Raw genomic sequence first — 13023 nt, 5'->3', positions numbered from 1 at the left:
ACTGGGGGCGCCCGGGAATGTAACCCGTTATTCCTGGTCGGCTTCCGGCTGCTCGCCGTCGGCCTGCTCAGTCGGGGCCTCGCCCTCGGCACTGGCTTCGCCTTCGGCGCCGGCCTCACCTTCCACGTCGATCAAGGCGTCCGGATCCTCCTCCACCTCGTCGATGCGCTGCAGGCCAACCACCTGCTCATCGTCGGCGGTGCGGATCAGGGTAACACCCTGGGTGTTACGACCGACCTCGGAGACCTCGGAAACCCGGGTACGCACCAGGGTGCCGCGGTTGCTGATCATCATGATCTCATCCGCGTCATTCACCTGTACTGCGCCAACCACCAGACCGTTACGCTCGGATACCTTGATGGAGATAACCCCCTTGGTGGCCCGGCTCTTGGTCGGGTATTCCGCTTCCGGGGTACGCTTGCCGTAGCCGTTCTCGGTGACGGTCAGGATGGCACCCTCGCCATTGGGCACGATCAGCGAGACCACGCGGTCAGAACCTTCCAGGTTGATGCCACGCACACCGGTAGCGGTCCGGCCCATCTGGCGAACCTGGTCTTCGTTGAAACGCACCACCTTACCGGCGTCGGAGAACAGCATCACCTCGTCGTCGCCGTTAGTGATATCCACACCAATCAGCTCATCGTCGTCCGCCAGGTTGATCGCACGGATACCGGAGGACAGCGGACGGCTGTAGGCGTCCAGTGCGGTCTTCTTAACGGTACCCTTGGAGGTGGCGAACAGGATGTTGCGATCCGAGGAGTACTCGTCAACCGGCAGGATGGCGGTGATCCGCTCACCCTCGCCCAGCGGCAGCAGGTTAACGATGGGACGACCACGGGCGGTACGGCTGGCCAGCGGCAGCTGGAACACCCGCAGCCAGTACACCTTACCGATGCTGGAGAAGCAGAGGATGGTATCGTGGGTGTTGGCCACCAGCAGACGCTCGATGAAGTCTTCATCCTTCATCCGGGTTGCGGCTTTGCCCTTACCACCACGGCGCTGGGCCTCGTAATCGGTCAGCGGCTGGTACTTGACGTAGCCTTCGTGGGACAGGGTCACCACCACATCTTCCTGGGTGATCAGGTCTTCCATGGAGATGTCGGCAGAGGAGGCGCTGATCTCGGTACGACGCTCGTCACCGAAGCCGGCTTTCACCTCTTCCAGCTCCTCGCGGATCACCTCCATCAGGCGAGCGGTGCTGGCCAGGATGTGCAGCAGCTCGGCGATCTGCTCCAGCAGCTCGCGGTATTCATTGAGGATGGACTCGTGCTCCAGGCCGGTCAGCTTGTGCAGACGCAGATCCAGGATCGCCTTGGCCTGTTCCTCAGTCAGGTAGTATTTGCCGTCGCGGATGCCGTACTCCGGCTCCAGCCACTCGGGGCGAGCGGCGTCATCACCGGATTTCTCCAGCATTGCGGCCACGGTGCCCAGATCCCAACCCTGATCCAGCAGGCCCTGGCGGGCTTCGGCCGGGGTGGCGGCGTTACGGATCAGATCAATCACCGGATCAATGTTGGCCAGTGCAATGGCCAGACCTTCCAGGATGTGGGCACGGTCGCGGGCTTTGCGCAGTTCGTACACGGTACGACGGGTCACCACCTCACGGCGGTGGCGGATGAACGCTTCCAGGGTTTCCTTGAGGTTGAACAGCTTGGGCTGTCCATTGGCCAGGGCCACCATGTTGATGCCGAACACGGTCTGCATCTGAGTCTGGGCGTACAGGTTGTTCAGTACCACCTCGGGCACTTCACCGCGCTTGAGTTCGATCACGATGCGCATGCCGTCCTTATCGGACTCGTCACGCAGGCCGCTGATCCCTTCAATCTTCTTGTCTTTTACCAGCTCCGCGATCTTCTCGATCAGGCGGGCCTTGTTCACCTGGTAAGGCAGCTCATTGACGATGATCGCCTCACGGCCGTTCTTATCGGCTTCCACCTCGGTGACGGCACGAACGTAGATCTTGCCGCGGCCGGTGCGGTAGGCATCGAAGATCCCTTTGCGGCCGTTGATGATGCCGCCGGTGGGGAAATCGGGACCTGGGATGATCTCAATCAGCTCGTCGATGGTGGCGTGTTCGTTGTCGATCAGGTGCAGACAGCCATCCACCACCTCGTTGAGGTTGTGGGGCGGAATGTTGGTGGCCATGCCCACGGCGATGCCGGAGGCGCCATTGACCAGCAGGTTGGGTACCCGGGTGGGCAGAACCGCGGGGATCTGCTCGGTGCCGTCGTAGTTGGGGACGTAGTCAACGGTCTCTTTATCCAGGTCTGCCAGCAGCTGGTGGGAGATCTTGTCCATCCGCACTTCGGTGTATCGCATCGCAGCAGCGGAGTCGCCGTCGACGGAGCCGAAGTTACCCTGGCCGTCCACCAGGGTGTAACGCAGTGAGAAAGGCTGGGCCATACGAACGATGGTGTCGTAGACCGCGCTGTCACCGTGGGGGTGATATTTACCGATGACATCACCGACCACACGGGCGGATTTCTTATAGGGCTTGTTCCAATCGTTGCCCAGTTCATTCATTGCGAAAAGAACGCGACGGTGTACCGGTTTCAACCCATCACGTACGTCAGGCAAAGCACGCCCCACGATCACGCTCATGGCGTAATCGAGGTAAGAGCTCTTTAGTTCTTCTTCGATGTTTATTGGCGTGATTTCTTTGGCCAGATCAGTCATACAATACTCGATCCCTTGTCAGCACAGACCCCTGGATCCATGCCTCGGTCCTACTGGAAAAAACAGTGATTTCGGATTCTAACACAAGCAAATAGCAATAGAAGTCTGAGAACCGATTCCGCTGTCGGCTTGCTGTCGATATAATCGAATCGCGAAATTTCAACCCAGGCAGTAACAAAGATATGAATCAGCATCCCAACGTCGATCCCAAGGAAGTGGCCAAGTTTGAAGAGTTGGCAGCCACCTGGTGGGACCCGGAGGGCCACTCCGGCCCCCTGCATAAGATGAACCCCCTGCGACTGGCCTACGTTGAGCGTCACGCTGACGGCCTGTTTGGCAAGACCGTGGTGGACATCGGCTGTGGCGGCGGCCTGCTGACCGAGGCGATGGCCCGCAGCGGTGCCAAGGCCACCGGCGTCGACATGGGTGAGGAACCACTGGAGGTGGCCCGCCTGCATGCGCTGGAGAGCGGCATGGAGATCGACTACCTCAACGGCACCGCCGAACAGCACGCCGCCCACCACGGTAACCACTACGACGTGGTGACCTGCATGGAGATGCTGGAACACGTGCCGGACCCGGGTGCGGTGATCGCCGCCTGTGCGGCCATGGTCAAGCCCGGCGGCCACCTGTTCCTCTCCACTATTAATAAGACCCCGCAGGCCTACGCCCTGACCATCCTCGGCGCTGAGCGCATCGCCAAGGTGCTGCCCAAGGGCACCCACGACTACGACAAGTACCTGCGCCCCTCCCAGCTGATCCGCTGGTGTGAGCAGGCGGGCCTTAAGGTGCAGCACGCCGATGGCGTCGCCTACAACCCGCTGACTGGGACCTTCTCCATGACCAAGTCGATGAAGATCAACTATCTGTTGCATGCCGTGAAACCGGAGGCGGAATGAGCCAATACCAGGGGATCCTGTTCGATCTCGACGGCACCTTGCTGGACACCGCGCCGGACATGGGCGCGGCGGCCAACGTGGCGCTCCGTCAGTTTGGCTATCCGGAACTGACCCCGGCCATCGCCAGCCAGGTCAGCTCCCATGGGGTCAACGGCCTGCTGGGTGCGGTCATGGGCGCCAACCTGGCCCGTACCGACATCCTGCCGATGCGCCACCACCTGCTGGATGCCTACCGCCAGGCGCTGTCGGTAGAGACCCGGCTTTTCCATCGGGTGGAGGATCTGATCAGCGGACTGGACGGTGCCGGGATCCCCTGGGGGATCATCACCAACAAGCCGGGCTGGCTGACCGAGCCGCTGCTGGACCTCTGGCCCAGCCTGGACCGGGCCCGCTGCCGCATCGCCGGCGATACCTTCGAGCACCCCAAGCCTCACCCCAAGCCGATGATGGCCGGGGCTGAAGCGATCGGGCTGGATCCCAACCAGATCCTTTACGTCGGCGATGCTGAGCGGGACATGCAGGCGGCTCAAGCCGCGGGCATGGCCGGTGCGGTGGCGCTGTGGGGCTACCTGCGGCCGGAGGATCAACCCCAGGCCTGGGGTGGCGATCATCTGTGCCAGTGCCCGAGCGAGCTGATGCCGCTGATGGGTCTGTAAAACGCTGGACTGTTGAGGAAAACAGCACTCGATCACCAAAGGATCGAACAAATAAAAAAGCCAAAAAGTGTTTGCAATCTGGTGGCGTCAATAGCGTCAAGCCATTGACGGTAAGGCGCCACTAACCTTCCTACTTGCTCCCAAGTTATGCACACACTTTCCACATTTTTGTCTATTGAAACCCTCGACGAACCGCCCTATCTTGTATGGGTACGTTAATGCAACACAACATATAGTGTTTGCGCACAACAAAACCAGAATATGCAGTGTCGCAGGATCTGCGGCTTTTTGGGCGGGCCCGGTATAGCAGCAAATGCCAGATGGGGGCCCAAACCCGATATTTATCTCTCAGGGAACCAACAAGGTAGAGCGCATAGGCGATGAACAGCAACCTACTTGTCAGCAAGCGGGACGGTCGGAAGGAACCGATTGATCTCGAAAAGATTCACCGCGTTATCTACTGGGCCGCCGACGGCCTGGATAACGTCTCCGTCTCCCAGGTCGAACTGGCCGCCCACATCCACTTCTACGATGGCATTGAGACCAACGCCATCCACGAGACCATCATCAAGGCCGCGGCCGATCTGATCTCCGAAGAAGCCCCGGATTACCAGTACCTGGCTGCCCGCCTGGCGATCTTCCATCTGAGGAAGAAGGCCTACGGTCAGTTCAAGCCACCGCACCTGTACGATCATGTGGTCGGGCTGGTGGAGGCCGGTCGCTACGATCCGCACCTGCTGCAGGATTACACCCGGGAAGAGTTCGAGATCCTCAACCGCCACATCGACCACTGGCGGGACATGAAGTTCTCCTACGCCGCGGTGAAGCAGCTCGAGGGCAAGTACCTGGTGCAGAACCGGGTGACCGGTGAGGTGTTTGAGAGCGCCCAGTTCCTCTACATGCTGGTGTCCGCCTGTCTGTTCGCCAACTACCCCAAAGAGACCCGACTGGAGTACGTCACCCGCTTCTACGACGCGGTGTCCCAGTTCAAGATCTCGCTGCCGACGCCGATCATGAGTGGCGTGCGCACCCCCACCCGTCAGTTCAGCTCCTGCGTACTGATCGAGTGTGGCGACAGCCTGGACTCCATCAATGCCACCTCCGCGGCCATCGTCAAGTACGTCAGCCAGCGCGCCGGCATCGGCATCAACGGCGGCAACATCCGTGCCCTGGGCAGCCCGATCCGTGGCGGTGAAGCCTTCCACACCGGCCTGCTGCCCTTCTTCAAGCACTTCCAGACCGCGGTGAAGTCCTGCTCCCAGGGCGGCGTTCGTGGTGGTGCTGCCACCCTGTTCTACCCGCTGTGGCACCTGGAGGTGGAAGATCTGCTGGTACTGAAGAACAACCGTGGTACCGAGGCCAACCGTATCCGTCATATGGATTACGGCGTGCAGCTCAACCACACCCTGTACCAGCGCCTGGTGGATGGCGGTGACATCACCCTGTTCTCACCCTCCGACGTACCCGGCCTGTACGACGCCTTCTTTGCCGATCAGGACAAGTTCAAGCAGCTGTACGAACAGTACGAGCAGGACGACAGCATCCGTAAGCGCAAGATCAAGGCGATCACCCTGTTCTCCCTGCTGATGCAGGAACGCGCCAGCACCGGTCGTATCTACATCCAGAACGTCGACCACTGCAACACCCACAGCCCGTTCGACCCGTCCGTGGCGCCGGTGAAGCAGTCCAACCTCTGTCTGGAGATCGCCCTGCCCACCAAGCCGCTGGATCACCTGGAAGATGAAAACGGTGAGATTGCCCTGTGCACCCTCTCCGCGTTCAACCTCGGTGCCATCGACAGCCTGGACGAGCTGGAGTCACTGGCCGAACTGGCGGTGCGCGCGCTGGACAGCCTGTTGGATTACCAGGACTACCCGGTCAAGGCAGCGCACATCAGCACCATGAACCGCCGTACCCTGGGTATCGGCGTGATCAACTTCGCCTACTACCTGGCCAAGCACGGCAAGCGCTACTCCGATGGCAGTGGTAACAACCTGACCCACAAGACCTTCGAGGCGATCCAGTACTACCTGCTCAAGGCGTCAAACCAACTGGCCAAGGAAAAAGGCGCCTGCCCGGCGTTCAACGAAACCACCTACAGCCAGGGGATCCTGCCCATCGACACCTACAAGAAGGCGTTGGACGAGATCTGCGACGAGCCGCTGCACCTGGACTGGGAGGGCCTGCGCCACGAGATCCGTGAGTTCGGTCTGCGTAACTCCACCCTGTCGGCGCTGATGCCGTCCGAGACCTCCAGCCAGATCTCCAACGCCACCAACGGCATCGAGCCGCCCCGTGGCCTGGTGAGCGTGAAGGGCTCCAAGGATGGGGTGATGAAACAGGTGGTACCGGGCATCGATACCCTGGCAGAGCAGTACGAGCTGTTGTGGGACATCCCCAGCAACACCGGCTACCTGCAGCTGGTGGGCCTGATGCAGAAGTTCGTCGACCAGGCGATCTCCGCCAACACCAACTACGACCCCGGTCGCTTCGAGGGCAATAAGATGCCGCTCAAGGTGCTGATGACCGATCTGCTGCTGGCCTACAAGTACGGTCTCAAGACCCTGTACTACCAGAACACCCGCGACGGTCAGTCCGACGCCCAGACCAGCAAAGCCAACTCTGCCGACGACGACTGCGCCGGTGGCGCCTGCAAGATCTAAGGAAGCATCATGAACCACAACTACAGCACCTTTTCTCGCATTGCCAACGACGCGCTGAAGGAGCCGATGTTCCTGGGCAACCCGGTTAACGTGGCCCGCTTCGATCAACAGCGTCATCGCATCTTCGAGGATCTGATCGAGAAGCAGCTCTCCTTCTTCTGGCGCCCGGAAGAGGTGGACGTGACCCAGGATCGCATTGACTTCAATGCCCTGCCGCCACACGAGCAGCACATCTTCCTGTCCAACCTGAAGTACCAGACCCTGCTGGACTCCATCCAGGGCCGCAGCCCCAATGTGGCGCTGCTGCCGCTGGTGTCCCTGCCGGAGCTGGAAACCTGGATTGAGACCTGGTCCTTCTACGAGACCATCCACAGCCGCTCCTACACCCACATCATCCGTAACATCGTTAAGGATCCCGGTGTGGTATTTGACGACATCGTGGTCAACGAGGAGATCCTCAAGCGCGCCGGTGACATCGCCTTCTACTACGACGACCTGATCGCAGCCACCCAGCTGTACCAGCAGTTCGGGGAAGGCGAGCACCAGATCAATGGCGAAACCGTCAACCTGACCCTGCGTGGCCTGAAGAAGAAGCTCTACCTCTGTCTGATGTCGGTCAATGTGCTGGAGGCGGTGCGCTTCTACGTCTCCTTCGCCTGCTCCTTCGCCTTTGCCGAGCGCGAAAAGATGGAGGGTAACGCCAAGCTTATCCGCCTGATCGCCCGTGACGAGCAGCTGCACCTGGTGGGCACTCAACACATGATCAACCTGATGGCCGACGGTCGTGATGATCCGGAGATGGCGGAGATCGCCCTGGAGTGTCACGCCGAGTCCATCGAGATCTTCCGCCGTGCCGCCGAGCAGGAGAAGGCCTGGGCCGGTTACCTGTTCAAGGATGGCTCGATGATGGGTCTGAACCAGCAGATCATCGAGGACTACGTTGAGTTCATCACCAACGAGCGGATGGCGGGCATCGGTCTGGCGCCGCTGTTCGACAAGCGCACCAACCCGCTGCCCTGGATGAGCAAGTGGCTGGAATCCGATGCGGTACAGGTAGCGCCCCAGGAAGTGGAGGTCAGCTCCTACCTGACCAACCAGATCGACAGCGAGATCAAAGAGGATGACCTGTCCGGGTTCACCCTGTGAGCCATCAGGTCCGTTATCGGGGGCGGCATATCAGCGTCCCCGATGACGGCACCCCTCTACTCCAACATCTGTCCGGGCACTACAGCGAGTGCAAGCAGGGCTACTGCGGCGCCTGCAAGACCACGCTGAAACAGGGTGAGGTACGTTACCTCACTGCCCCCATGGCCTACACCCGGCCCGGGGAGATCCTGCCCTGCTGCTGCCGCCCGGTGACAGATCTAGAATTGGAGTAGCTCTTTGAGTAGTTCTTCAATCAAACAAAAACGGCGCCTAACGGGCGCCGTTTTTATATGCCTGCTTCCCTACTCTGCCTGCTTCCTCACTCTGCTTGCTTAGCTAGGAACTCGGCGAAGCGCTGCTGGATCTGCGCTTCGGTCAGACTCTCCTTGCGGGTGGCGATGGTCCAGGTATGGCCGAAGGGGTCCTTGATGGTGCCGGCTCGGTCGCCATAGAACTGGTCCGCCACCGGGCGCTGCACCTCAGCGCCGTCCGCCACCGCGGCCTCCACCACCGCATCGGCATCTTCGACATATAAGCAGAACGACACCGGGCTTCCCTGGTAATGGTGGGGACCATGAAAGCCCATGTCGGGAAACTCGTCCGCCAGCATCAACAGACTGTTGCCCAGCTGCAGCTCGGCGTGGCCCATCTTGCCGTCGGGCATCGGCATCGACAGCACCAATTTGGCGCCGAAGTGGCGCTGGTAGTAGTCGATGGCGGCGCTTGCATCGGACACCACCAAGTAGGGATTGAGGGTGCACTCCGGTTGGTCGGCCATGGCAGGGCTCCATGTTCAGATGGCTAGATAAGGGTTTGGACAGGGTTTAATGGCTTGGCAAACCCCTGACGTTAATGCCTTCACCATAGAAAAAGAGGCCGGTTTTCACCAGCCTCCTTGTATTGCACCGCAGTGTGTTTCAACTCAGCGGATTAGATGGCGTTGACCACCTCGGCAGCCTGACGAATCGCCCGCTTGGCGTCCAGCTCCGCCGCCACATCGGCGCCGCCGATCAACTTGTAATCCACGCCCTGCTCCGCCAACTGCTCCGCCAGCGAACGGTTGGACTCCTGGCCGGCGCAGAGCACCACGGTATCCACCGCCAGCAGCCGCTCCTGGCCATCACAGCTCAGATACAGCCCCTGCTCGTCGATCTTCTGGTAATCGGCGCCGGTGACAAACTGGATGCCACGATCCTTTAGCACCGCCCGGTGGATCCAGCCGGTGGTTTTACCCAGACCTTTGCCAGGCTTGCTGGTTTTACGCTGCACCAGGAAGATCTCGCGGGCAGACTCAAACGCCGACGGGTCACGCTCTGACAGGCCACCGTTGGTCTGGTAGTCCATGTCGATGCCCCATTGAGCCAACCAGCGGCCCACGTCCAGGCTGGCGGACTCGTGCTGTTCGGACAGAAACTCCGCCATGTCGAAGCCGATGCCGCCGGCGCCGATCAGCGCGACCCGCTCGCCCACTTCCACCTCCTGGCGCAGCACCTGCTGATAGGTCACCACGTTGGGGCCGGTAACGCCGTCGATGCCGGGAACCCGGGGAACCACACCGGTGGCCAGGATAACCTCGTCAAACGCCGCCAGTTGCTCCGGCGTCGCTGGCTGGCCCAGCCGAAGCTCCACCTTGTGTTTGCTCAGTTGGTGACGGAAGTAGGCCAGGGTTTCGTGAAACTCCTCTTTACCGGGGATCTGCGCTGCCAGGTTAAATTGACCGCCCAGCTCACTGCGCTGCTCGAACAGCACCACCTTGTGGCCGCGCTCAGCGGCATAGGTCGCTGCCGCCATGCCGGCAGGTCCACCGCCCACCACCGCCACTTGCTTGGCCTGGCTGGCTGGCACCAGCGACAGCTCGGTTTCGTAGCAGGCGAAGGGGTTCACCAGGCAGGTGGCCCGCTTGAGCTGGAAGGTGTGGTCCAAGCAGCCCTGGTTGCAGCCGATGCAGACGTTAATGTCTGCCCGTTGGTTCTCTGCTGCCTTATTAACGAAATGGGGGTCTGCCAGCATCGGGCGGGCCATGGACACCATGTCCGCCTGGCCGCTGCTGAGGATCTGCTCCGCGGTCTCCGGGGTGTTGATCCGGTTGGTGGCCACCACAGGCACCGACACCTCCTTGCGCAACCGCTCGGTGATCTCGGCAAAAGCGGCCCGCGGGACGCTGGTGGCGATGGTGGGGATCCGCGCCTCGTGCCAGCCGATGCCGGTATTGATGATGCTGACCCCGGCCTGCTCCAGCCACTTGGCCAGCTGCACCACCTCATCCCAGTTGTTGCCCCCCTCCACCAGGTCGAGCATGGAAAGACGGAAGATAAGGATAAAGTTGGGGCCCACCGCCTCGCGAATGCCACGGACGATCTCCAGCGCCATCCGGCTGCGGTTCTCCAGGCTGCCGCCGTATTCGTCGTTGCGCTTGTTGGTGGCCCGGCACAGGAACTGGTTGATCAGGTAGCCTTCCGAACCCATCACCTCGACGCCGTCGTAACCGGCCTTGGCGGCCAACCGGGCGCAACGCACGTACTGGCGCACCGTGGTGCGCACCCCGCCGCTGCTCAGCGCACGGGGTTTAAAACGGGAGATGGGGGCTTTGATGGCGCTGGGGGCCACCGCAAGAGGATGATAGGCATAGCGACCGGCATGGAGGATCTGCATGCAGATCTTACCGCCCTCCCGGTGTACCGCGTCGGTGATCTGACGATGCTTGCTCACCTGCCAGGGGAAGGAGAGCTGACTGGCCTGGGGATAGAGGCGGCCACGGAAGTTGGGGCTGATCCCCCCCGTCACCATCAGGCCCACGCCCCCCTTGGCCCGCTCAGCATAGAAGGCGGCCAGCTTGGCAAAGCCGCCACTCTCCTCCTCCAGGCCGGTGTGCATCGAGCCCATCAGGACCCGATTGTTCAATTGGGTAAAGCCCAGGTCCAGGGGCGCCAACATATGGGGGTACGGGTTATTCATCCTTTAAACACCTGTTTAAAACCTTTGTTCTAGACTATAGCGAGGCTCTTAGAAGCTCAAGTCATCAACCAATATAAAGCGTTACAATTCCCACTCCCGGTTGGCGGCCGGTTGGGATAGCATAGAGAAGATACCCTTTTTGGATGGACACTTATGTCAAAACAACCCTCTCTGATTGGGCGCTTTTTCCGCTTACTCGGCTCGGTCTTCAACACCCTGCGCAAGATCATCGTCAACCTGGTGTTCTTTGGCCTGCTCGGCCTGTTGCTGGTGGGTCTGAGCCAGGACGACACCGTGGAGCTGGAGCCAGGCTCTGCGCTGGTGCTCAACCTCGATGGCATCGTGGTCGAACAGAAGCGCCATCAAGATCCGTTGGAGATGATCACCCAAAGCAGTGATGCCCCCCGTGAGATCCTGCTGGCCGACATCCTGCTGGCGATCCGCGAGGCCGGTGAGGATGACCGCATCGCCGGTCTGGTGCTCAAGCCCGGCTCGCTGCAAGCAGGGATGGCCAAGCTGGACGACATCGGCAAGGCGATTGAGCAGTTTAAAGAGAGCGGCAAGCCAGTACTGATGCAGGCGGGCTACCTGGACCAGCGCAACTACTTCCTGGCCAGCTTCGCCGACGAGATCCAGCTCAACCCCGGCGGCATGGTGGCCATCGAGGGGATGGGGATCTACCGCCTCTATTACAAAGAGGTGCTGGAGAAGCTGAAGGTCAAAACCCACCTGTTCCGGGTTGGCAAGTACAAGTCCTTCGCCGAGTCCTACACCCGCGACAGCATGTCCGACGAGGCCAAGGAAGCCAACCAGGCGGTGCTGGATGATCTGTGGAGCAGCTACGTCGCCAAGGTCAGCGCCAACCGCACCCTGGACCCGGCCGCACTGAACCTGGATTTGGATCAATTGGCCGTAGTGCTGGAACAGCAAGACGGTGATTTTGCCAAGCTGGCCCTGGCCGGCGGCCTGGTGGACAGCCTGGCCACTGACATCGAGATGCGCCAGGCCCTGTTTGACCAGTTTGGTCACCGCAAGGGTGAAGAACATGAACTGAAGGCGATTGGCCTCAATGGCTACCTGGGCCATGTTCGCCCCACCCTGCCGCCCAACGGCGATCAGCAGGTGGCCATCATCGTCGCCAAGGGCACCATCCTCAATGGCGAACAGCCTGCCGGCACCATCGGTGGCGTCAGCACTGCCCGACTGCTGCGCGAAGCCCGTCAGGACGACAACGTGAAAGCCGTGGTGCTGCGCATCGACAGCGGCGGCGGCAGCGCCTACGCCTCTGAGCAGATCCGCCAGGAAGTGGTGGCCCTGCAGCAGGCCGGTAAACCTGTGGTGGCCTCCATGGGCAGCGTAGCAGCCTCCGGTGGCTACTGGATCGCGGCCAATGCCGATCATATCTACGCCCAGCCCAACACCATTACCGGCTCCATCGGCATCATCAGCCTGATCACCACCTTTGAGGACGCGGCGGACGCCATCGGTGTCTCCGTTGACGGCGTCGCTACCACCGAAATGGCCGGCCTGAGCGTGCTGCGCCCCCTGCCCGATGGCTTCAAGCGGATCCTGCAGCTGAACATGGACAAGGGCTACCGCGATTTCATCGAGCTGGTAGCGGAGGCTCGTGGCCTCAGCGTCGACGAGGTGGATAACATCGCCCAGGGCCGGGTCTGGAGTGGCCAGGCGGCGCTGGGTATCGGCCTGGTAGATGAACTGGGCGATCTGGATCAGGCCGTGGAGACAGCCGCTGCCCTGGCGCAACTGGATGATTTCCAGCAGCGCATCATCGGCCCCACCCTGAGCCCGGAGCAGGAGTTTATCCAGCAGTTGCTGGGTGAAGCCCAGGCCTGGTTGCCGCAGAGCCACAACGCCAGCTGGAGCAAACTGGCGCACCAGTTCCTGGCGCCACTGAAGCAGCAGCTGACCCTGGATGATCCCCAGCATCTCTACCTGCTCTGCCTCGAGTGCGGCAGCGAACTCTAACCTCACAAGCCCGGCATCCGCCGGGCTTTCTTTTCCCCCATT

General features: G+C 61.1%; 9 protein-coding genes. 6 read left to right on the top strand and 3 right to left on the bottom strand.

Annotation, left to right across the window (positions count from 1 at the left end):
• Positions 1–27: 27 nt before the first annotated feature.
• A complete protein-coding gene (gene gyrA, locus BUC04_RS01715; RefSeq protein ID WP_067654511.1) occupies positions 28–2676 on the bottom strand; it encodes a DNA topoisomerase (ATP-hydrolyzing) subunit A in 2649 nt (882 codons plus the stop codon).
• A gap of 182 nt (positions 2677–2858) precedes the next feature.
• Between gyrA and ubiG the strand changes: the two genes are divergently transcribed.
• From ubiG to BUC04_RS01690, 5 genes are all read left to right on the top strand, one after another.
• The gene (ubiG, locus tag BUC04_RS01710) at positions 2859–3575 is read left to right on the top strand and encodes a bifunctional 2-polyprenyl-6-hydroxyphenol methylase/3-demethylubiquinol 3-O-methyltransferase UbiG (protein ID WP_067654509.1); all 717 of its coding nucleotides are present in this window, start codon (positions 2859–2861) and stop codon (positions 3573–3575) included.
• Positions 3572–4231: an HAD family hydrolase gene (locus BUC04_RS01705; protein WP_067654508.1), complete on the top strand. Its 660-nt coding sequence runs from the start codon at positions 3572–3574 to the stop codon at positions 4229–4231. Before ubiG ends, BUC04_RS01705 begins: the two co-directional genes overlap by 4 nt.
• 380 nt (positions 4232–4611) lie before the next feature.
• On the top strand, positions 4612–6894 hold the full coding sequence (gene nrdA / locus BUC04_RS01700; RefSeq protein WP_067654506.1) for a class 1a ribonucleoside-diphosphate reductase subunit alpha: 2283 nt from the start codon (positions 4612–4614) through the stop codon (positions 6892–6894).
• A gap of 9 nt (positions 6895–6903) precedes the next feature.
• Positions 6904–8040, top strand: a complete 1137-nt coding sequence (nrdB, locus tag BUC04_RS01695) for a class Ia ribonucleoside-diphosphate reductase subunit beta (RefSeq protein ID WP_067654504.1) — start codon at positions 6904–6906, stop codon at positions 8038–8040.
• Positions 8037–8273 (top strand): 2Fe-2S iron-sulfur cluster-binding protein, encoded by a 237-nt coding sequence (locus BUC04_RS01690; protein WP_067654503.1) that lies wholly within the window; start codon positions 8037–8039, stop codon positions 8271–8273. Before nrdB ends, BUC04_RS01690 begins: the two co-directional genes overlap by 4 nt.
• An 86-nt stretch (positions 8274–8359) precedes the next feature.
• Here BUC04_RS01690 and BUC04_RS01685 read toward each other — a convergent pair whose 3' ends face one another.
• Both BUC04_RS01685 and BUC04_RS01680 read right to left on the bottom strand, forming a co-directional pair.
• Positions 8360–8818 carry a VOC family protein gene (locus BUC04_RS01685; RefSeq protein ID WP_067654500.1) on the bottom strand — a complete coding sequence of 153 codons (459 nt, stop codon included), beginning with the start codon at positions 8816–8818 and terminating at the stop codon, positions 8360–8362.
• Positions 8819–8970: 152 nt separating this feature from the next.
• Positions 8971–10995, bottom strand: coding sequence for an NADPH-dependent 2,4-dienoyl-CoA reductase (locus BUC04_RS01680; RefSeq protein WP_067654498.1), 2025 nt, complete (start codon positions 10993–10995; stop codon positions 8971–8973).
• Positions 10996–11148: 153 nt separating this feature from the next.
• On the opposite strand from BUC04_RS01680, the gene sppA reads away from it, so the two are divergent.
• Positions 11149–12981 carry a signal peptide peptidase SppA gene (sppA, locus tag BUC04_RS01675; protein WP_067654496.1) on the top strand — a complete coding sequence of 611 codons (1833 nt, stop codon included), beginning with the start codon at positions 11149–11151 and terminating at the stop codon, positions 12979–12981.
• Positions 12982–13023 lie beyond the last annotated feature (42 nt).

It is taken from the genome of Ferrimonas marina (assembly GCF_900129905.1).
GTDB lineage: Bacteria > Pseudomonadota > Gammaproteobacteria > Enterobacterales > Shewanellaceae > Ferrimonas > Ferrimonas marina.
This window is presented reverse-complemented; position numbering and strand designations above follow the sequence as displayed.